This is a genomic window from Streptomyces javensis, from assembly GCF_039525925.1.
Classification (GTDB): domain Bacteria; phylum Actinomycetota; class Actinomycetes; order Streptomycetales; family Streptomycetaceae; genus Streptomyces; species Streptomyces asiaticus.
Map to the genome: position 1 here is coordinate 404,042 of NZ_BAAAIF010000001.1, position 19,421 is coordinate 423,462.

Genomic DNA, 19,421 nt, shown 5'->3' on the forward strand with positions numbered 1-19,421 from the left:
TGCGTGGCAGCCGGTGCCGGTGCGGGCGAGCGGGGCGGCGTCAGGAGTAGAAGCGCACATGGTCGAAGCGTGCGGTCACCCCCTTGCCGGCCAGGGAGACGAGGCCGATGGACGGGTCGGAGCCGGCGGGCAGATGCCAGACCCCACCCCAGATGTAGTGCTTCCCGTCCCGGCTCGTGGCCGGCTGGAATGCGTGCTCGCCGGTCTTCGGATCGACGGTGTGGCGCAGCCGCAGCCACATGGTGTCGGCCGACGGGCCCAGCTGCATCTCCGGCCAGCTGTCACGGTCCCGGCCGATCCACAGGAAGGCCTGCCGGGACGGGCCGGTCCGTGTCGGAGCCAGATGGATCGAGTCCTCCGGGCTCTGGAAGGCGATCACCCCGGCCTGGCTGCGCCCGTCGGGCGCGTCGCTGATCGGGAAGTGCAGCTTGGTCTCGACCGTGTAGGTGCCGGGCGGTGCGTCACGCAGCAGCGCCGATGCCATGGTCCCCTTGCCGGAGAAGTCGGCGTCCTGCGTCGGCCACACGTACTGGCCGTCGGCGACCCGCCCGTCCGCGGGGCCGAACCACTTCCAGCCGTCCAGTCGGCTGTCGTCGAAGTCCTCGTCGTACTCCGGCAGTCGGGCTCCGATCCGGGGGTCCGGCTGTTTGACGGTCACCGGTGTGTGGAGCCGGGTCACACCGGCGTTGTCCGCCTCGCCGGCGCCGCGGGTCGAGGCGACACCGCCGCGGCGCCAGTCCTTCGGTACGTCCACCTTCAGTTCGGCCAGCGGCATGTCGAGCATGGCCGAGCTGACCTGTACGTACGCCGCCCCGTCCCGGATCTCGGCCGTGAGCGAGTGCCAGTTGCGCGGATCGGTGTTCGCGTGCAGGTGAGCGATCCGCTTCCGCACCACCTTCCGGTCCCGGGTGATCTCGACGGAGAGGGTGCCGGTGGAATCCAGCCAGGCCACGGCGTGGTTGGAGCGGCCCGCGGAGGCCAGGACAAGTCCGACCCGGCCGTCGTCGCCGCGCAGCCGGACATCGGCCTCGATCCTCACATCGCCGTCCGGGGCCCGCCGTGGCAGCAGCAGCTGCGGTACCGCGGTCCGGGACCGGCCGCGGGCATAGCGTCCCGAGTCGGGATCCGACCCCGTGGTCCAGGAGCCGTGTCCGAGGATGTCGAAGTCGACCAGGCCGTTGTCGAAGGTGCTCCCCGAGCCCCAGTCGCCCGCGGGTGCGGTCTGCCGGCCCTCGCTGGTCCAGGCGCCCGCGCGCACGGTGGGCCAGCCGTCGATCCAGTCGAGCCGGTCCATCATCGTCGGCCGCCCGCCCCAGTTCGGATCGCTCTCGTGGCGGTCGAATCCGTTGGTGAGGATCCAGTCCTGGCCGGACTTGTCGACGACGTTCGCCGAGTGGCCGGTCGCGACCCATTTGTTGCCGTTCGGCGCGTTGACGATCGTGCCACCGGGGTTCAGGTCGGCCAGGCCGACGCCCTCGGCGTCGGTGAACGGGCCCATCGGGTCCTTCGCCCGCCCGACGAACACCGGATAGGCGCCCTTGTCGCGGGCACAGCAGCCCAGGCCGGAGTAGAACAGGTAGTACCAGCCGTTCCGCTTCACCACGTACGCGGCCTCACCGCGCCGGGCGCCGACCACCTGCACCGGATCGCCGGTCGGCGCCGTGCCCTCCTCGTTCAGGCGCACCGCCTGGATGCCGCCGTCGCGGAACGAGCCGTAGTAGAGGTACTTCTGGCCGTCGGAGTCGAGGAACACCGACGGGTCGATCTGATTGACCGTCGTCCCGTACGGCAGCACGGGATGGCCGATGTCCTTCCACGGGCCGGCCGGGTGGTCCGCGGTGGCCAGCGCGATGGTGTTCTCGTCGTCCCCGGCGACCGAATAGTAGAGGTAGTACCTGCCGTTGACGTACCGGATGTCGGGTGCCCAGTAGTAGGTGGTCTTGAAGTCGCGCCATTCCGGGTGGTTGTCGGGCCCGAAGACATCACCGACGTAGGTCCAGTCGACGAGGTCGGCCGAGCGCGTGATCGGCATGAAGTGCTGCGACTCCCAGGGGCCTCCCTGGTTGTCCCGGCGCATGCTGGTCTGGGTCGCGTAGGCGTACCAGTAGCCGTCCTTGCCCCGGATGATCGACGGGTCGGAGAAGGCGTCCGCGACGTCGTCCATCACGGGGTTCTGGTACGTCCCGGGCGGATCGGCGGGGTCGGCCGCGGCCGACCCGGGATGTGCGCCGCCGAGGCCGAGGACCATGAGCAGTGCGAGGAGGACGACGCCGGGTCTGCCGCGTCTGCCGCGGACCGCGGGGAATCGTGTTGACTTCGATGTCATGTCGGGAGCTCTCCTTCGGAGATGCCGTAGGTGCCGTAGCTGCCGTAGATGCCGTGGATACGGAGATGCGTTGGCGCGGACCGCGCCCGGAGGAACTGGTCGGGTGTACGGCGCCGGAGCGTCCGAGGACCGTGCCGTCCTCGGAGATGGTGGTGACACCCGAATCGGTGAGGGAGTCGCCGGTGAGCACCCATACCGTGTGCTTCCCGGCCGGCACCGGGACGCGCAGGACGGTGGGCTTGCCCTTCTGCATGACGATGTCGCGGCGCAGGTCGTCGGCGTTGCCCCGGTCACGGGTGAGCGGCCGGTCGCCGACCCAGCCGAAACCGCGGTCGTCGGTGTGGTCGTCCTCGAGCGACAGCCTGGTGTACCCGGTCAGCAGCGGGCTGGACGGCGGGTCGGCGTCGAAGGCCGAGGCCACGTCATCGGGGTGCGGCGTAGTGACCACGGACACCGATCGGCCGCGCTCGATCTCCTCGTCGCCGCTGGTGAGCCGGATCTCGACGGTGGCGAATCCCGGAGTGGACACCGGGGTCGCGGTGACCGTCAGCTCTCGCTCGGCTCCGGCGGCGACCGTCACGGTCCGCTCGGTGCCGGACCAGCCGTCGGGGGTGACGAGCCGGGCGGTGATGTCGCGGTCCGTGGCGCCGGTGTTGCGTACCAGCACCTCGACCGGCGGGAACCCGGGCCGGTGCGCTGCCGGTGGGGCGGTGGCGCAGCCATAGGTCGTAGCCGTCCTCATCGGGGATGCCCGCCGATGCGGCGAAGCCGGCTGCCGTGTTCCATGGGCTCAGCACGGTGGCGAGGGCGAGAGCGGATGCCTGGAGCACTCGGCGACGGCTGTGCTCGTACTCGGATCGCGCCATTGCGGTTTCTCCTCATGCACGGGTTCGGGTGAGAATTTCGCGCAGTTCGGCCACGGGGATCTTCGGTTGGCGGTCCGGGGTGAGCAGGCCGTTGATCTCTTGTTCGGTGTCGGTGAACTGGGTGTAGCAGAACCCCGCGAGCCCGGAGTCCACCGCGGCGGCCACCAGGTCGGCGAGGCGTTCGGCGAAGTCCTCCTTCGTGACCACGGTGTCGTAGCCGAACCACTCGGCGCCCTCCGCCGGTTCGAAGGTCGCGCCGCCGAACTCGCTGAGGACGACGGGCTGCCCCTGGTGGCGGACGCCGTCCAGGATCAGCCGTTTGGCGCCGGGCCACCGCTCGGCGATCTCGCCTTGCCGCAGCGAGGCGTGGCCGTAGCGCTCGCGCAGTACGTCCCCGTGCTGGGTGTAGTCGTGGACGCCCCAGATGTCGGCGGCGGAGATCTCCCAGCCGTCGTTGGAGACTGCCGGGCGGGACGGGTCCAGGGCCTTGGTCAGGTGGTAGAGCGCGTCGATGAAGTGGCGCTGCGCGGGGACGAGCGCCGGGTTCGGCACGGACCAGGACTCGTTGATCGGGACCCAGGCGACGATCGAGGGGTGGCTGAGGTCGCGGGAGACGGCCTCGGTCCACTCGGCGATCACGCGCTCGACGGTCTGCGCGCCGAACGCGTACGCCGACGGCATCTCCTCCCACAGCAGCAGCCCGAGCCGGTCGGCCCAGTACAGGAAGCGCGGGTCCTCGATCTTCTGGTGGACCCGTAGCCCATTGAGGCCGATCTCCCTCGCCAGCTCGACGTCGCGGCGCAATTCGTCGGCCGAGGCCGACAGGTGCGATGCGGGCCAGTAGCCCTGCTGGAGCGCGAACCGGAGGAAGTACGGCTTGTGGTTGAGGAGGAAGACACCGTCGTCCCAGCCGATGTCGCGCAGACCGAGGTAGGACATGACGCGGTCGACCGGTGTGCCATCGGCCGCGTCACACAACTCCACTACCGCGTCGATGAGTTGGGGACACTCCGGACTCCAGAGGAGGCCGTCGAGATCCTGCCCGTGGCGCAGGGCGGGCAGCGCGACGTCGAACTCCGCCTCCTGGCCCTCGATCAGCGTCCGCTGCTCGGCGAGCACCCGCTCGCCCCGCGTGAGGCGGACCGTCACGGTGAGCCGGCCCCGCGGCCAGTGGCCCAGACGCAGCCGGCAGCGGACGCGGGCGTGGGCGACCTCGGGGGTCCAGTGCAGGAGCGTGATGTGCTCGGCCGGGACCTCCTCCAGCCACACCGGCTGCCAGATCCCGGAGGTGCGGTGGTACCAGATGACATGCGGCTCCCGGCGCCAGTCCTGTTTGCCGCGTGGCTGCGCGGCGTCGAGCGGCTGGTCCTCGGCGCGGACGACGACGGTCTGCTCGCCGTCCCGTTCGACGGCGTCGGTCAGATCGCAGGTGAAGCCGGTGTGCCCGCCCTCGTGACGTCCCACCGGGCGGCCGTTCAGCCAGACCTCGGCCCGGTGGTCGACCGCACCGAAGTGCAGCAGGAGTCGCCGCCCGGCGGTCGGCCGGGGCACGTCGATCGTGCGCCGGTACCAGAGCACGGGGTGGAAGCCGGTGTCCGCCACACCCGAGGCCGCGGACTCGGGCGGGTAGGGCACGGTGACGGTGCCGGTGAACGGCGCGGACGTCGCCGGGTCCATCCAGCGGTCGGCGCGGCCGCGGTCCTCGTCGTCGTGGGCGAACCGCCAGGGACCGCCGAGGTCGCGCCAGTCGGGATCGCGGACCAGCTGCGGCCTCGGATGGCCTGCGGCGTCCAGGTGCGGGTAGGGCATGCGTGAACTCCGGTGGTGTGATGCGTGGGGGAGGGTGGGGAGGTGGCGCGTCGCGGTTCAGCTCTCCGGGGCGTCCGCCGCGGAGCGGAGGCCCGCTGGGGAGCGGAGGTCCACAACCGTGGCGGCGAACGCCAGCGGGCCGGGCAGCAGCGGGATCAGCAGCGGAATCGACCAGGCCAGGAGCGCGCCGAGGAGCACGGCACCGGCCAGGAGGAGACTGCCGCGCGGGTCCGCGGCCGAGCGAAGCAGCGCCTCGCGTGCGGACAGCGGGTGCGGTGCCCTGAGCGCGGTCGCCCGCAGCGCCACGACCGCGGCGCCCAGGACGAGCAGGGCCAGGGCGGGCGCCATGACGGCCGCTCCGGGCAGCGCGGCGCGCAGCAGCGCGGCATCGATCAGGACGACCACCGCGAGCAGCGGCGGCACCAGACCCAGGGCTGCCGACCGCACGGACAGGTGGGCGCGGAAGTGGGCGCCGTAGGTGCCGGCCCTGACGTGGACGCGATCGTCCGCCGCTTGCCGAAGCGTCGCGGAGGCGGCGGCGAACGCGGCCGGGGCCGTGACGACCGGCAGGCAGGCGAGGCTGGTGAGCAGGCCGACGAGCAGCATGTCCGCGAAGAGGCTGAAGCCGGAGCCGAAGACCTCTCCGGGTTCCCGGCGCTCGCGCCGGTGCGCGATCGGTGCGTGGGCCATGGTGTACCTCACCCCTTCAGTCCGGACGTGGCCATGCCCTGCACCAGATAGCGCTGGAAGACCAGGAAGAACAGCACGATCGGCAGCACCGAGATCACCGACATGGCGAACATGGGCCCGTACGCGGAGGTGCTGGACTGGTCGACGAAGCTGCGCAGGGCGAGCGTGATGGTGAACTTCTCCGGCGCGAAGAGATAGATCATCTGCGTGAAGAAGTCGTTCCACGTCCAGATGAACGTGAAGATGGCCGTGGTGATCAGCGCGGGCCGGGCCAGCGGCAGCGTGATCGACCAGTACGCGCGGAAGGGACCGCAGCCGTCGATCCGCGCGGACTCCTCCAGCTCGCGGGGCAGGCCGCGCATGAACTGGACGATGAGGAAGACGAAGAACGCCTCGGTGGCCAGGAACTTCGGCAGGATCAGCGGCCAGAAACTGTCCACCAGGCCGAGGCGGTTGAAGATGATGTACTGCGGGATCAGCACGACGTGGTGCGGCAGCATCAGCGTCGCCACCATGAAGGCGAACATCACCTTGCTCATGCGGAAGCGCAGCCGGGCGAAGGCGTAGGCGGCCAGCGAGCAGGACAGGACGTTGCCGAGCACGGCGCCCCCCGCGATCAGCAGGGTGTTGCCGAGCAGACGGGTGACCGTGACGCCGGAGACCCCGTCCAGGGCGGTCGTGTAGTTCGACCACTCCAGGTGGCTGGGCATCAGGTCCAGGCTCGTCACCACCTCGTCGGCCGGCTTCAGCGAGGTGGCCAGCAGCCAAACCAGCGGGTACAGCAGGACGAGCAGGCACACGGCCGCGACGGTGTGCGGCAGCCACCGCTTCGTGGCGATGTTCATCGTCCCTCCTCGTCGGCGTAGAAGACCCAGGACCGGGAGGTCCGGAACAGGATCAGGGTGATCGCGCCGATGGCGATCAGCAGCAGCCAGGCCATCGCCGCGGCGTAACCCATGTGCGAGGCCGTGAAGCCGCGCTCGTACAGGTAGAGCGTGTAGAACATCGTGGAGTCGGCGGGGCCGCCGTCGCCGCCGCTGATGGCGAAGGCCGGGGTGAAGACCTGGAACGAGTTGATGACCTCGAGGACCAGGTTGAAGAAGACCACCGGGGACAGCATCGGCACGGTGATGGACACGAACTGCCGCCAGCGGCCCGCGCCGTCGAGCGCCGCGGCCTCGTAGAGGTCGGGCGAGATCTGCTGGAGGCCCGCCAGGAAGATCACCATGGGCGCGCCGAACTGCCAGACCGTCAGCAGGACGACCCCGTACACCGCGAGCTCGGGGTCGCCGACCCAGCCGCCGGTGTGGATGCCGACCGCGGCCAGGAGGTCGGGGACCGTGCCGCCGTCGTTGAACAGCGCCTTCCACACCAGGGCGATGGACATGCTCGCCCCGAGCAGCGACGGCCCGTAGAACGCGGAGCGGTAGAAGCCCCGGCCCCGGCCGAGGCTCTTCAGCAGCATCGCCACGCCGAGGGCGAGACCCAGCTTCAGCGGGACGGCCACGACGACGTACAGCAATGTGGTGCCGACCGACCGCCAGTAGCGCGGATCCTCGAACAGCATCTCCCGGTAGTTGCGCAGGCCCACCCAGTGCGGCGGATCGAACAGGTTGTAGTCCGTGAACGACAGGTACAGCGACACGGCCATCGGCACCAGGGTCAGTACGACCGCGCCGATCATCCACGGGGAGAGGAACACATAGGCGGGCCACTGCCGTTCACGGACCTGGCGCCGCTTGCTCTTCCGCGGGCGTGGATCCGTCGCGCGGTCGACGCGCGCGGGCGCCCTCGTCGTCGACACCGTGCTCATGACCTCAGCTCCCGGTTCGCCTCGTCGATGAGTTCGCGCGCCGCCTGCCGCGGGGTGGCCATGCCGTACATCACGCGTTGGTAGCCCCGTTTGAACGCCGTCTGGATCGCGAGGTCGCCGGGCGGCGGCGCGGTCGGGGGGTCGTCCAGGCCGTACTTCTCCATCGTCTGCGCGTAGTCGTAGATCTCCCGCTCCGGCCCCTGGAGCGTCTTGGCGACCCGGGCGGCGATCTTTCGGTTGGGCGGGGTGGAGCGGGAGAAGCCCAGGATGTCGCCCGCCCGTGGATCATTGAGGAGGAAGTCGATCAACTGGGCGGCCTCCTTGGGGTGTTCGCTGTTCGCACCGATGCCGAGGAGCATGCTCGGCTTGAAGTACGCGCCCTGGTGGCCGTCGGTCGTGGGCACGGGCGCGAAGTGGATGTCCTTGCCGAGCAGGCCCGTGTATCCGGGGAACGGCGCGTCCCAGGTGAAGTCGGCGGCCGCGAGTCGGCGGCCGATGGGGCTGGTCTCGGTGCTCTTGGCCTGCACGGTGTCCCTGGCCTCAGCGATGGCGCCGTCCTCGCGGAGTCCGTCGCAGAACGACCAGAAGGCGGCCAAGTCGTCCTCCGTGAAGCCGAGTTCGGTCTGCCCGGCGTAGAGCTTCCCGCCTCGGCTGCGCAGCCAGGTCTCGAAGACGTCCTCGTTCGTGCCGCCGTCGTTGGAGCCCGTGTAGGGGCGCCCGTCGGGCGACTTCAGGCCCAGGGCGGCGATCTTCTTGTTGGCCGCCCCCCAGTCCTGCCAGGTCCAGCCCGGCCGGGGCGTGGGGATTCCGGCCTTCTTGTAGACGGCGGAGTCGTAGGCGTATCCGGTGATGCCACGGCCCATGGGCAGGGCGTACTGCCCGCCCTCGTAGGTGCCGGTGCGCAGCAGGCCCTTGTCCATCTCGGACGTACGGATCGTCCCGGCCTCGATGACGTCGTCCAGCGGCATGATCGCTTCGCCGCCCGCGTACTGGGAGACCTGCCGGTAGTCGAGCTGGACCACGTCGGGTATCCCGCCACCCGCGGCCTGCGTGGCCAGCTTCTGTAGATAGGCGCCGAACTCACCGTTGGACGTGCGGACGCTGACGCCCGGGTGCTCCCTCTCGAAGAGACGTACCGCCTTCTCGGTGCGCGCGGCACGGTCGTCGTTCCCCCACCAGGAGAACGTGAGGGTGATGCCGCCGGAGGCGCCGCCGCTCGCGGCGGAGCAGCCGGAGAGCGTGGCGATGAGGGCCGTACCGAGGCCGATGGCGGCCGCGGCGAGTACGGCCCGGCGGCTCGGGTGCGGGGCGAGCGTCATGCGGGGGCCTCTTCCTTGCGGGTGGTGGCGGGGGCCCAGCCCCGGGCGCCGCCGTGCAACTCGGTGTAGTAGGGGTCGCCGGGGGCGATCTCCCCCGCGCGGACCGGTGTGCCGGTGAACGCGGACTTGTACAGGGCGGTGATGAACTCGAGCGTCTGACGCCCGCCCGCGCCGCTGGTGGCGTGGCGCCGTCCCGCCCTGATGTCGGCCACGAGGGACCGGAGTTGGGCCAGGTGCGAGCTCGGCTCGTCGGTGCCGAAGTCGCGCCAGGCCGCCACCGTCTCCTCGGGGACGCCGGGGGCCGCGGTGATGCGCCAGTCCGCGTTGCGGTAGCCGTACAGATGGGTCAGTTCGATCGTGGCGAGCTCGCAGTCGACGCGGATGCGGCTGACCTCGTCCGGGCTGAGCACGCTGTTGACCACGGTGGCCACGGCACCGCTCGCGAACCGCACCTGTGCCGTGGACACGTCCTCGGTCTCCACGTCGTGCACGAGCCGCGCCGCCATCCCCCGCACCTCGCTCCAGGGACCCATCAGGTCGAGCAGCAGATCCGTCTGGTGGATGCCGTGCCCCATGGTGGGACCGCCGCCCTCGGTCGCCCACCGCCCGCGCCACGGAACGGAGTAGTAGGCGGCGTCCCGGTACCAGGTCGTCTGGCAGTGCGCGACGAGCGGGCGGCCGAACGCCCCCTCCCGCAGCAGCCGCCGTACATGGCGAGCGCCGGAGCCGAAGCGGTGCTGGAAGACGATGGAGGCGTACGGTCCCGCGTCCCCGCCCCGCTCGGCGGCCTCGATCGCGTCGAAGTCGGCGAGGGACGGGCACGGCGGCTTCTCGCACCACACCCAGGCGCCCGCCCCCAGCGCGGCCACGGCCTGGTCGCGGTGGACCGCGGGCGGGGTGCACAGCACCACGAGGTCCGGGCGCAGTTCGGCCAGGGTCGCGTCGAGGTCCGTCGAGGCGTACGGGATCCCGGCGCCCGCGGTGAACGCCCGCACCGCGTGGATGTCGACGTCGACGGCGGCGACGATCTCCACCTCACCGGCGTCTGCCAGGGTCCGCAGGGCCGGCAGATGACTGGAGCGCGCGATGCCCCCTGTGCCGACCACGGCGGTGCGCAGTGGAGTGGTGGAGCGGTGCGAAGACATGCGGGCCCTCTCATGAGATGGGTGGTGAGCGCGGCGCCGTGGGCATGGACGGGCAGCCCGGACCGCCCGACGGACGGGCGTCGGCCGCCCCGCGTGACGCCCTCGGTAGCAACCGCTTGCTATCGATCGGTTCCAACGTTGTAACCGCGCAATCTCGCCACGGTCAACCCCTTGTCAGGAACGGGATTCCGGGCCGTCCCGGCACTGACAGCCCGCCGAAGTCCATGCATAATGCGGAGAAACACAGGTGAGGGGGTTCGGTCAGTGGCCGCGGTGACACTCAAGGACGTGGCGGAGCGGGCAGGGGTCTCGATCAAGACCGTGTCCAACGTTGTACGCAATGCTCCCCGCGTATCCGAGGCCACCCGGAAGCGCGTACTGAAGGCCGTGCACGAGCTCGGCTACCGGCCGAACCCGTCGGCCCGCCGTCTGCGCACCGGGCACAGCGGCCTGATCGGCCTCGCCGTCCCGGATCTGGCCACCCCGTACTTCGCCGAGCTCGCCCAGCATGTACGGGCCGAAGCCGCGCAGCTGGGCCTGACCGTCCTGATCGAGGAGACATCGGGCGACGCGACGGAGGAACTGCGCCTGGCGACCGGCGTCGGCGCGGCACTGCTGGACGGCGTGATCCTGTCGCCCCTGGGCGTCTCGCCCGACGAACTCGCCGCCGTGGCCAACGAGTTCCCGCTGGTCCTGCTCGGCGAGCGCAGCTACGAGCGCGACCAGGTGGGGGCCGACCACGTTCTGATCGACAACGTCGCGGCGGCGCGCGAGGCCACCGCGCACCTGGCCGCCCTCGGCCGTACCCGGATCGCCGCCATCGGTGTGGACCGGCAGGCGTCGGCGACCAGTCGTCAGCGCCTGGAAGGCTTCCAGCTCGCCCTGCACGAGGCCGGGGTGACGTACGACCCCCGGCTCGCGCCCTCCGTCAAGGAGTTCGACCGGCTCAACGGCCTGCTGGCCATGCGCGCCCTCGCCGCCCTGCCGGTCGGCGTGCGGCCGGACGCGGTCTTCTGCTTCAGCGACCTGCTGGCGATCGGGGCCCAGCGGGCGCTGTTCGAAGCCGGGTTGCAGATCCCGGACGACGTCGCCGTGGCGAGCATCGACGGCTCCGACGAGGCGCTCTACAACGCGCCGTCCCTGACGTCCGTGGTCCCCGACAAGGCCGCGATCGCCTCGCTCGCCGTGAAGTGCCTGGCGGCCCGCATCCGCTCGGACGTGCCCCTGCCGTTCGAGGTGCACACCGCTCCGCACTGGCTGCACGCCAGGGAGTCCACGAGCGGCGGGCGCCAACAGCTCTTTCCCTGACCCGGACGGGAATCTTCGCTGATCCGGGCCGAGGGACCGCCCTTCGTCCGGCGACCCCTCGGCGCACGAGGGCACAGCGAGGGCACAGCGAGGGCACAGCCGTTCCGGGGGACGGTCATGTGCTCCCAGCTCGCGGCCCCGGCCTGGCCACGCACCCCGATCGCGCCCCGGGTGAGCCCGCGGGCATATCGACCGGAAACATCCCGCACCGACTTCCTGCCGCACATCCCTCGGGGCGACTGGTTGCCTCGAATTCGAACAAGCGATCTAATATGAGGCATGAGCCAGCATGACTTCCCCCTCGACCTCGTGGAGGCGCAGACCGCCTGGTACCGCACGTACTGGCAGCTCGCCGAATCCGGTCCGACGGCCAGCACCACCACGGACCGTCGACGCCTACAGCAGCTGTCGAAACAGATCGCCGGGCACCCGTACTGGTGTGGGCCGTCGGGCACACCGGCCGCGCGCATGGAGCTCAAGGAACTCGCCCGGCGTGAGGTCGGACGATGAGACTTGCCGCCCGATCGGTGCACCCCGGCTGCCGCATGCAGCGGGACGAGCGCGCCCGGCTCTACCAGATCGACCGGGCGTTGGTGGAAAGGCTCAGGCGGGCCTTCGCGATCGCCGACACCCGCCTTGAGCTGCTGCGCAGTGAACCGACCGCTCGCATCCCCGGACCCCGGGCGCACCACCGGTAGGAGAATGTCCCGCCTGCGATCCCAAGTAGTCGGGTTCAGCTGTACTGATGGCTTCCTCAGTGATGCGCACGGACATCCCCTGGGCCTCGCGCAGCACGGAGTCGGCGAATTCGCGGAAGTACGGGACCGTGACGCTCGGCAGGGCGAGCCCCAGCACTTGGGAGCGTCCCGATCGCGGCCGCCGCGCGGGCCAGGTTGGGGCGGTACCCGAGCTCGTCGACCGCGTCCTGCACCCGCTGCCGGGTCTCCTCCCGGACGATCCCGCGGCCGCGGGCCATGTTCGGCACCGTGCTCACCGAGACACCGGCGAGGGCGGCCACATCGCGCAGGGTCGCGGCACATCGCGCAAGGTCGCGGAACCGCGTGGACCGGGACCCGAGTTTCGCCGGCACCGATCCATGGCCTAGGGTGCGACGCCGCGCCCTGGCGCGATTAACCTTCCGGCCTACCACCACGGGGATCCCTCATGCGTTCGGCAATCACACTCCTCCTGATCGGCGCCCTGTTCGCGGTGGTTCCCGCCACGGCCCGGGCGGCGCCCACGCGTCACTCCGCCTCGTACGTCGCGCTGTCGTCGAAGCGAGTCGGCGGCAGCAGCGGCGGCGGTGGTGTGAGCAAGAGCGGTGGCTATAAGAAGAAGTCGAGGAGCGGCGGCTACTCCTCGAGCGACGACAGTGGTTCGTCCACCGGCAAGAAGAAGATGCCCCTGTGGCAGGCGATCCTGTTTCTGCTGGTCCTGGGATGCCTCGTGGTCTGGGGTGTCGTCAAGCTCGTGCGCAAGTTCCGGAAACTGGTCAGCGACTGACGGTAGTTCGTCAGATCGCCGGGCCCGGGACCAGGAGGTCGCCGGGGATGCCTGCCTTGTCCGGGGCGTAGTAGTCCTTGATCGCGGCGACCCAGACGGCCACCTGGATCCGGTCCAGGTCTGTGGGATCGAAGGCGTCGAAGAGCGCGTCGATGTTCGGGCGCCCGAAGCCGATCGCCGTCATCAACGCGACGAACGCGGGGCGTTCGATGAGTCCGTCGCCGTCCGGGTCGCCGAGCGCGGCGAGCGCCTCGGCGAACACGGCGATCGTCGAGTCGAAGCGCTCGGGCGAGAGCACGCAGGCCTCGAACTCTTCGTAACTGATCTTGCCGTCGTCGTTGGTGTCCAGTTCGGTGACCAGGGTCGTCCAGTACTGGCGGAACGCCGTGCGCATCGCGTCCTTCGCCGCCTTGTCCGCGTCGGGCGCGGCCTCGATGACGTTGTTCGCCATGAGGTCGAAGTCATCGGCTTCGAGGACGCCGTTGCCATTGGCGTCGAAGAGGGTGAAGACGTGTGCGATCCGGTTGGTGGCCTCCGTGCGCATGAATGTTGTCACCCTTCTTCGATCCGTGGGCTGTGCGGGGCGGTCGGGCGGAAGACAGGAACCACCGCCGTGTTCGGGCGCGACCGGACGTTCGTGTCCGGCCGCCATGCCCACTATTTGGCCGACGGCTTGCTCATACGGTGAGTATTCCGCCTTATTCACTCGAAAGATGGAATCGCCCTGGCAGGGCTCTGACCGGCCGGAGGGACGGAGCCGGACGGCCTGCGCATCGTCGCACTCGGACCCGGCCGCGTCTACCGAGTGGCGGCCAGCACTGCCGCGAGGCCTTCTTGCAGATCCTTGACGAAGTACTCGGGAACCTCCAACGACGGGAAGTGTCCCCCGGTTTCGGGCGACCTCCATCGGACGATCCGCCGGTACCGCTCCTGTGCCCAGCCGCGCGGACTCTTCTCGATGTCGCGGGGATACATGCTGATCGCTGACGGGACGTCGACCCGGAGTTCGGGGTCGAGCGAGTTGTGGCTTTCGTAGTAGATGCGGGCTGCCGACGCGCCGGTCCTGGTCAGCCAGTACAAGGTGACGTTGTCGAGGACGCTGTCCCTGGAGATCGTCTCGAACGGGCTGTCTTCGGTATCCGTCCACTCGGCGAACTTGTCAAGGATCCAGGCGAGCAGACCGACCGGTGAGTCGACGAGCGAGTAGCCGATGGTTTGCGGCCGGGTCGCCTGCTGCTTCGCGTACGCCGCGCGGTGGCTCCAGAAATCGCGGGTTTCCTCGGTCCATTCGCGCTCGGCCTCCGTCAGCCCGTCCGTTGTCAACCCGGGTGGTGCCTGCGCGACCGTCGTGTGGATGCCGAGAACGTGCTCCGGGAACCTGCCGCCGAGGATCGTGGTGATCACACCTCCCCAGTCGCCGCCGTGGGCTACGAACTTGTCGTAGCCGAGCCTTTCCATCAGTGTCACCCAGGCGGCCGCGATCTTTTCGATCCCCCACCCGGGGGTGGCCGGCTTGTCGCTGTAACCAAAACCCGGCAGCGACGGGACCACGACATGGAACGCCGGTGCGTCTGCGTTCTCCGGATCTGCCAGTTCGTCTATGACATGGGTGAACTCGGCAATACTGCCCGGCCATCCGTGCGTCAAGATCAGAGGGGTGGCGTCCGCACGGGTGGATCGGCGGTGCAGGAAGTGGATTCCCAGACCGTCAATGGTCGTGCGGAACTGGCCGATCTCGTTGAGGCGCGTTTCGAACGACCGCCAGTCGTACCCGGTGCGCCAGTAGTTCACGACGTCCACGAGGTCGGCCAGCGGAACGCCCTGCTCCCATCGGCGAGGATCGGGCGCGACGCGGTAAACCGTCTCGGCTTCCGGCAGCCGCGCCGCGGCCAGCCGCGCCCGCAGGTCGTCGAGGTCGGTGTCGGTCGCGTGGGCTTCGAATGCCTCCACGTCGCTGGTTCGAGGGTTCATGAGATGGCCCCGCCGGGGTGAGGTGACGTGGTGACGACGCCATGATCAATGGCGGCCGCAGGTTCGGTGACGCACCAGTGTGTGGACATGAGGCCTCCTGGTCATCGGGTGGAACCGGCCGGCTTGGGATCTGCCGGAACCGGCTAAGACGGTTCTAGCAGCTCTCGATGTCGGCGTGCAACCAGCTAAGGTGGTTCCATGAGTCCTCGGTTCCCTGACTTCCGTCTCGGCAAGGTGCTGGCGACCAGCTTCACGGGAACCCTGTCGGAGCGGCATGGCGACGCCGTGGAGCGCATCCCCACGCCGAACCGACTCGTCGACTGGCTGGCGGTGAGCGGCCTCGCCGTGGAGTCCTGCACCACCGCCCAGCTCGAACGCGCCTGGGAGCTGAGGGAAGCGATTCACGCCGCCGCGACAGCGGCCGCGCGCCGAGACCCGCTTCCCGGGTCTGCTGTCCAGATCATCAATGAGTGCAGCTTTCAGGGTCGGGCCGCGGCCGTATTGACGCCCGAGGGCAATCGGCAATGGCGACTTGGACTTGGTTCGGCTTCTTCCGTGGAGGATGCCCTGAGCGTTATCGCCGCCGACGCGATCAGCGTCATCGCGGGCGAACGAGACGGAAAATTGGCCTTGTGCGCATCGCCAACCTGCCAAGCCGCTTTCTTCGACACCAGTCAGAGTCGCACCCGTAAATGGTGCGAGATGAACACGTGCGGGAATCGTCAGAAGAAGGCGCGCTTCAACGCCAACAATCGCAAGAACGCCAGTTCGGCAAGGTAATCGTCCGAGCGCAGCGGCAGTCCTCATCCGTCGTCCGGTTCCAGGCGGAGCAGGAGGAGGGCGATGTCATCGCTGCGGGGGCCGGTGCGCGGGTCGTGGCGGATCAGGGTGTCGGCCAGGGTGGTCATGGGCTGGTCCGGGGCTTGTGTGAGCTCGTCGGCGAGGTCGGTGGTCGCGTCGTCGAGGTCGACGTCGGGACTTTCGACGAGGCCGTCGGTGTAGAGGGCCAGCACGGCGCCGGGCGGCAGGGGGATTTCCGTGGTCGGGTAGTCGGTGTCGGGGTCGATGCCCAGCAGGAGGCCCGGTGGCAGGTCGAGGATCTCGGTATGGCCGTCGGGGTGGCGCAGGAGTGGCTGCGGGTGGCCGGCGGTGGCCAGGTGGGCACGGTGGTGTGCCAGGTCGATATGGGCGTAGAGGCAGCTGGTGAACAGGCCGGGGTCGAGGTCGGTGAGCAGGCGGTTGGTGCGGGCCAGGACTTCGCCGGGAGGTGCGCCGGCGGTGGCGTGGACGGCGGTGCGGACCTGTCCCATGAGGACGGCGGCGTTCACGTTGTGGCCCTGGACGTCTCCGATGGCCGCGGCGACCGTGGTGGCGTCGCAGCGGATGAGGTCGTAGAAGTCGCCGCCGATGTCCATGCCGCGAGCCGTGGGCAGATAGCGGGCCGCCACCTCCAGGCCGGGCACGGTGGGGAGGGCGGCGGGGAGCAGGCCGCTCTGGAGGCTGTGGGCGAGCTGGTGTTCGGCGTCGTAGAGGCGGGCACGGTCGAGGGCCTGGGCGATCAGTCCGGCGAGCGAGGTCAGTACGGCGCGTTCGTCGGGGGTGAAGCCGTGGGGATGGTCGTAGGAGACCACGCAGCAGCCGACCGGGCGACCGGAGGCCAGCAGCGGCAGGAAGGCCCAGGCCGCCCTCTTGGTCAGCCGCGGGATCTCGGGGGCGAGCTGTTCCATCTCGCGGGGGGAGGCGAAGAAGAGGGGTACTCCCGTGGTCACGGCGCGCACGGTAGGGGCCGACTCGTCCCGGAAGGGAGGGATGTCGAGGCGGTTGATGACCTTGGCCGGATAGCCGCGGTGGCCGACGACACGCAACCGGTCGCCCTCGGCGACGGACAGGACGAAGCCCTGGGCGCCGAAGGCCGGCAGGACCAGGTCGGCGGTCAGCTCGACCACGTCCCGCACGCTGACGGCCTTGGTGAGCGCGCCGGCCAGGTGCATCAGGTCGTACAGCGTGCCGACCCGGGTCGGTGTGGCGACGTCCGACAGGCGCGCCGGCTCCGGGTGGTCCACGGGGGTGGTGCGGTCGGTGGGGGAGACGCGCACGCTGATGCCGGATGCGTCCGGACGGAGCCGGAAGGACAGCCACCGGTCCGGCGGGCGCAGGGCGGTGAAGGACGTGGGCCGGCGGCCGAGGACCGCGGCCCGGTAGCGGTCCTCGAAGACCGGGTCGTCCAGCCATGGCAGCGCCTCCCACAGCGGTGCGCCCAGCAGATCCGGGACGCTGCCGCCGACCAGGTCGGCGGCGGTGGTGCTGATGAAGGCGATCCGGCCCTCCGCGTCCAGTACACAACAGCCTTCCGCGAGGCGGTCGGCGAGGTCCACCGCGGTCCGCGCGGCGGTCCGGCCACGCTGCGGGGCCGCCACACGCGGCTCCTCGGGTGATATCGGGTGCCCGTCCGCGGCGGCATGCCGCAGGAGCGCGCCCGCACGGTCGCAGGTGGAGCGGATCACGGCACGCTCATGCGCGCTCAGGTGGGATGGGCGCGGTTCGGGCCACAGCAGTACCAGTCCGCCCCAAGCGGTGGTACCGGAGGTGAGCGACGCGGCGGCCAGCGCTACGGGGTAGGGCCAGACCAGCGCTGCCCTCGGGTAGCGGCGCGCGAGCTCCGCCTGGCTGGGGAGCCACACCAGGCACCGCTCACGGACCGCGTCCGCCACGGGACCCGGGGCCGGAAGCAGCAGCCGTTCCCAGAGCGCGGTGATCTTCGGCGGCACCCCGGTCGTCATGGCCAGCCGCAGCACCTGCCCACCCGGCGACAGCAGGTACACCAGACCCGCTGACGCGCCGGTCTCCCGGACCGTCTCGCACAAGAGCGCGTCCAGCGGCTCCGTACCGGAGCCGACGGCGGGCGTGGTGTCGTCCCGCGGCCCCCACCCCTCTCCCGGGACGTCCCGCACCCGTCCGAAGCGGCGCCTGGCCGCCTCGCCACTGGTCCCCAGTGCGGTGCCGATCCGCGCCCAGCTGGCTCCGGCCTGCCGATCGGCGAGCACCGCATACCGCACCAACCGCTCGGCCAGCCCGGGAATTTCCGCCACCGCGGCGCAGTGACAGCCCGCCCCGGCATCCCGCGCCGGGGACGGATCGCCCGTCTGCCGCGCCGCCGCCTGGACCCTGGCCAGCAGGTCGGCGCCCGCGAGCACCATGGTCTGCCGGGTCCGGGCCGCCGCCGACCATCGGCGCCGCGCCCGCCAGGCCGCCTGTCGGTGAGCCGGGCTGCAATACCGCCGATTGTGGCTGCCCTGGTCCGGTAGCAACGCATCGCACCATTGACACCGAACATCACCCATATGCCCACATTACGCCCGTATGGGGTGACGGCGGCGCGTCCGCACAGGGCGGGAACGAGGCCGGGCGAATAGGCCATCTTGCCCGGTGCATGCCAATGATGCGAAACTCCGGAAATCGATGCCTGCCCGTGAGCCGTTCGGCGAACTGGGCACGACCCACCACGCTCAGCCGGCTGATCTCGACAGCAAGGGAGTGGCGTGTTAGGCGCACTGAGGTTCAGGCACGTGTCCATGGCGGCGACGGCGGCCGTCCTCGCGTTCCTTCTCCCCGCATGCGGCGGCGACGGCCAACCCGGCGGAAGCGGCCCCGCCGCCTCCGCGTCGCTCGACCCCGAGGCGGACTTACGCAAGCAGCGGCTCACCGTCTCGAACTGGGACGGCTATATGCCGAAGGACCTTCCCGCCCGGTTCAAGTCGGCCGTCGGCACACCCATGACCGTCGCCAAGCACAGCACCAACGAGGAGATCGTCGCCAAACTGACCGCCTCCGCCGACAGCGGTATCGACGTGGCGTTCGTATCGGGCCAGTACGCGCAGGCGCTCGCGGCACAGGGGCTGCTCGAACCCATCCACCACGATCTGGTCCCGCACCTGAAGAACCTGGACCCGCTCGCCGCCCGGCTCGCCCATGACAAGGGCAACGTCTACTCCGTCCCGTACACCTGGGGCACCACCGGGCTCTGCTACCGCAAGGACCTCGTCGGTCACACCCCCGACAGCTGGAACGACCTGCTGAAGCCGCGCGCCGCGGTCAAGGGCAAGGCCACCATGCTGAAGACCGAACGCTGGCTCTTCCTCCCCGCGCAGAAGGTGCTCGGCTACTCGGTGAACACCACCGACGAGCAAGAGCTCGCCCAGGTCAAAGAGGTGCTGCTCAGAGCGAAGGACGGCCTCCTCGCCTATGACGACACCACGTTCGGCGACCGGCTCACGTCCGGGGAGGCCGTGCTGGCGGAGGCCTGGGACGGGTGGTGCCCGACCGACGACAAGAGGATCGGCTTCGTCGTCCCCAAGGAGGGCAGCGACCTCTGGACCGACACGATGGTCATCCTCAAGTCGTCGAAGAACAAAGAGGCGGCGCACGCCTTCATCGACTACGTCCTCGACGCGAAGACCCACTCCTGGGTCGCCTCGAACATCTTCTACAAGGTCCCCAACACCGCCGCCATGGCCGAACTCGACCCGGCCCTGCTGAAGAGCCACCCCGCACTCGCCATGGCCCCTGAGCAACTGCTCAAGGGTGAGTCCGCCGTCGACCTCGGGGACGCCGCGGCGGCGTACACCCGGATCGTCACGGAAGTCACCGCGGGCTGATGGCCCGCCGGGGGAG

At 70.1% G+C, this 19,421-nt stretch carries 18 protein-coding genes; 7 read left to right on the forward strand and 11 right to left on the reverse strand.

Annotated features, from left to right (window positions below):
* Positions 1-40: 40 nt before the first annotated feature.
* Positions 41-2,326 (reverse strand): glycoside hydrolase family 43 protein, encoded by a 2,286-nt coding sequence (locus tag ABD329_RS01800; RefSeq protein WP_198275167.1) that lies wholly within the window; start codon positions 2,324-2,326, stop codon positions 41-43.
* Between the two features lie 182 nt (positions 2,327-2,508).
* On the opposite strand from ABD329_RS01800, the gene ABD329_RS01805 reads away from it, so the two are divergent.
* On the forward strand, positions 2,509-3,051 hold the full coding sequence (locus ABD329_RS01805) for a hypothetical protein (protein WP_198275166.1): 543 nt from the start codon (positions 2,509-2,511) through the stop codon (positions 3,049-3,051).
* A gap of 153 nt (positions 3,052-3,204) precedes the next feature.
* Here ABD329_RS01805 and ABD329_RS01810 read toward each other — a convergent pair whose 3' ends face one another.
* From ABD329_RS01810 to ABD329_RS01835, 6 genes are read right to left on the reverse strand one after another with little or no spacing between them, the layout of a single operon-like run.
* Positions 3,205-5,001, reverse strand: a complete 1,797-nt coding sequence (locus tag ABD329_RS01810) for a sugar-binding domain-containing protein (protein ID WP_198275165.1) — start codon at positions 4,999-5,001, stop codon at positions 3,205-3,207.
* Positions 5,002-5,058: 57 nt separating this feature from the next.
* Positions 5,059-5,691: a hypothetical protein gene (locus ABD329_RS01815; RefSeq protein WP_198275164.1), complete on the reverse strand. Its 633-nt coding sequence runs from the start codon at positions 5,689-5,691 to the stop codon at positions 5,059-5,061.
* Between the two features lie 8 nt (positions 5,692-5,699).
* A complete protein-coding gene (locus ABD329_RS01820) occupies positions 5,700-6,536 on the reverse strand; it encodes a carbohydrate ABC transporter permease (protein ID WP_198275163.1) in 837 nt (278 codons plus the stop codon).
* On the reverse strand, positions 6,533-7,504 hold the full coding sequence (locus ABD329_RS01825; protein ID WP_198275162.1) for a carbohydrate ABC transporter permease: 972 nt from the start codon (positions 7,502-7,504) through the stop codon (positions 6,533-6,535). Before ABD329_RS01825 ends, ABD329_RS01820 begins: the two co-directional genes overlap by 4 nt.
* Positions 7,501-8,823: an ABC transporter substrate-binding protein gene (locus ABD329_RS01830; RefSeq protein ID WP_198275161.1), complete on the reverse strand. Its 1,323-nt coding sequence runs from the start codon at positions 8,821-8,823 to the stop codon at positions 7,501-7,503. The genes ABD329_RS01825 and ABD329_RS01830 overlap by 4 nt, the downstream gene beginning before the upstream one ends.
* The gene (locus ABD329_RS01835; protein ID WP_198275160.1) at positions 8,820-9,968 is read right to left on the reverse strand and encodes a Gfo/Idh/MocA family protein; all 1,149 of its coding nucleotides are present in this window, start codon (positions 9,966-9,968) and stop codon (positions 8,820-8,822) included. The genes ABD329_RS01830 and ABD329_RS01835 overlap by 4 nt, the downstream gene beginning before the upstream one ends.
* Positions 9,969-10,232: 264 nt before the next feature.
* Between ABD329_RS01835 and ABD329_RS01840 the strand changes: the two genes are divergently transcribed.
* The 3 genes from ABD329_RS01840 (at position 10,233) to ABD329_RS01850 (ending at position 11,974) form a co-directional block, all read left to right on the forward strand.
* On the forward strand, positions 10,233-11,276 hold the full coding sequence (locus ABD329_RS01840; RefSeq protein WP_198275159.1) for a LacI family DNA-binding transcriptional regulator: 1,044 nt from the start codon (positions 10,233-10,235) through the stop codon (positions 11,274-11,276).
* Between the two features lie 279 nt (positions 11,277-11,555).
* The gene (locus ABD329_RS01845) at positions 11,556-11,786 is read left to right on the forward strand and encodes a hypothetical protein (RefSeq protein ID WP_198275158.1); all 231 of its coding nucleotides are present in this window, start codon (positions 11,556-11,558) and stop codon (positions 11,784-11,786) included.
* Entirely contained in the window at positions 11,783-11,974 is a 192-nt protein-coding gene (locus ABD329_RS01850) for a hypothetical protein (RefSeq protein WP_198275157.1), read from the forward strand. Before ABD329_RS01845 ends, ABD329_RS01850 begins: the two co-directional genes overlap by 4 nt.
* Positions 11,975-12,030: 56 nt before the next feature.
* Here the strand turns inward: ABD329_RS01850 and ABD329_RS48120 are convergent, their stop codons facing one another.
* A complete protein-coding gene (locus ABD329_RS48120; RefSeq protein ID WP_425574269.1) occupies positions 12,031-12,429 on the reverse strand; it encodes a LacI family DNA-binding transcriptional regulator in 399 nt (132 codons plus the stop codon).
* 11 nt (positions 12,430-12,440) lie between these two features.
* Between ABD329_RS48120 and ABD329_RS01855 the strand changes: the two genes are divergently transcribed.
* Complete coding sequence (locus tag ABD329_RS01855) at positions 12,441-12,779, forward strand: hypothetical protein (RefSeq protein WP_198275155.1); 339 nt, start codon at positions 12,441-12,443, stop codon at positions 12,777-12,779.
* Between the two features lie 10 nt (positions 12,780-12,789).
* Here ABD329_RS01855 and ABD329_RS01860 read toward each other — a convergent pair whose 3' ends face one another.
* Both ABD329_RS01860 and ABD329_RS01865 read right to left on the reverse strand, forming a co-directional pair.
* Positions 12,790-13,323, reverse strand: coding sequence for an EF-hand domain-containing protein (locus ABD329_RS01860; RefSeq protein ID WP_198275154.1), 534 nt, complete (start codon positions 13,321-13,323; stop codon positions 12,790-12,792).
* Positions 13,324-13,577: 254 nt separating this feature from the next.
* Positions 13,578-14,750, reverse strand: a complete 1,173-nt coding sequence (locus ABD329_RS01865; RefSeq protein ID WP_198275153.1) for an epoxide hydrolase family protein — start codon at positions 14,748-14,750, stop codon at positions 13,578-13,580.
* A gap of 198 nt (positions 14,751-14,948) precedes the next feature.
* Here ABD329_RS01865 and ABD329_RS01870 point away from each other — a divergent pair, with 198 nt between their 5' ends.
* Positions 14,949-15,530, forward strand: a complete 582-nt coding sequence (locus tag ABD329_RS01870; RefSeq protein WP_198275152.1) for a CGNR zinc finger domain-containing protein — start codon at positions 14,949-14,951, stop codon at positions 15,528-15,530.
* 23 nt (positions 15,531-15,553) lie between these two features.
* Here the strand turns inward: ABD329_RS01870 and ABD329_RS01875 are convergent, their stop codons facing one another.
* Positions 15,554-17,947 (reverse strand): SpoIIE family protein phosphatase, encoded by a 2,394-nt coding sequence (locus ABD329_RS01875; protein ID WP_246618139.1) that lies wholly within the window; start codon positions 17,945-17,947, stop codon positions 15,554-15,556.
* Between the two features lie 375 nt (positions 17,948-18,322).
* Here ABD329_RS01875 and ABD329_RS01880 point away from each other — a divergent pair, with 375 nt between their 5' ends.
* A complete protein-coding gene (locus ABD329_RS01880; protein ID WP_198275187.1) occupies positions 18,323-19,405 on the forward strand; it encodes a polyamine ABC transporter substrate-binding protein in 1,083 nt (360 codons plus the stop codon).
* The last annotated feature ends 16 nt before the right edge of the window (positions 19,406-19,421 follow it).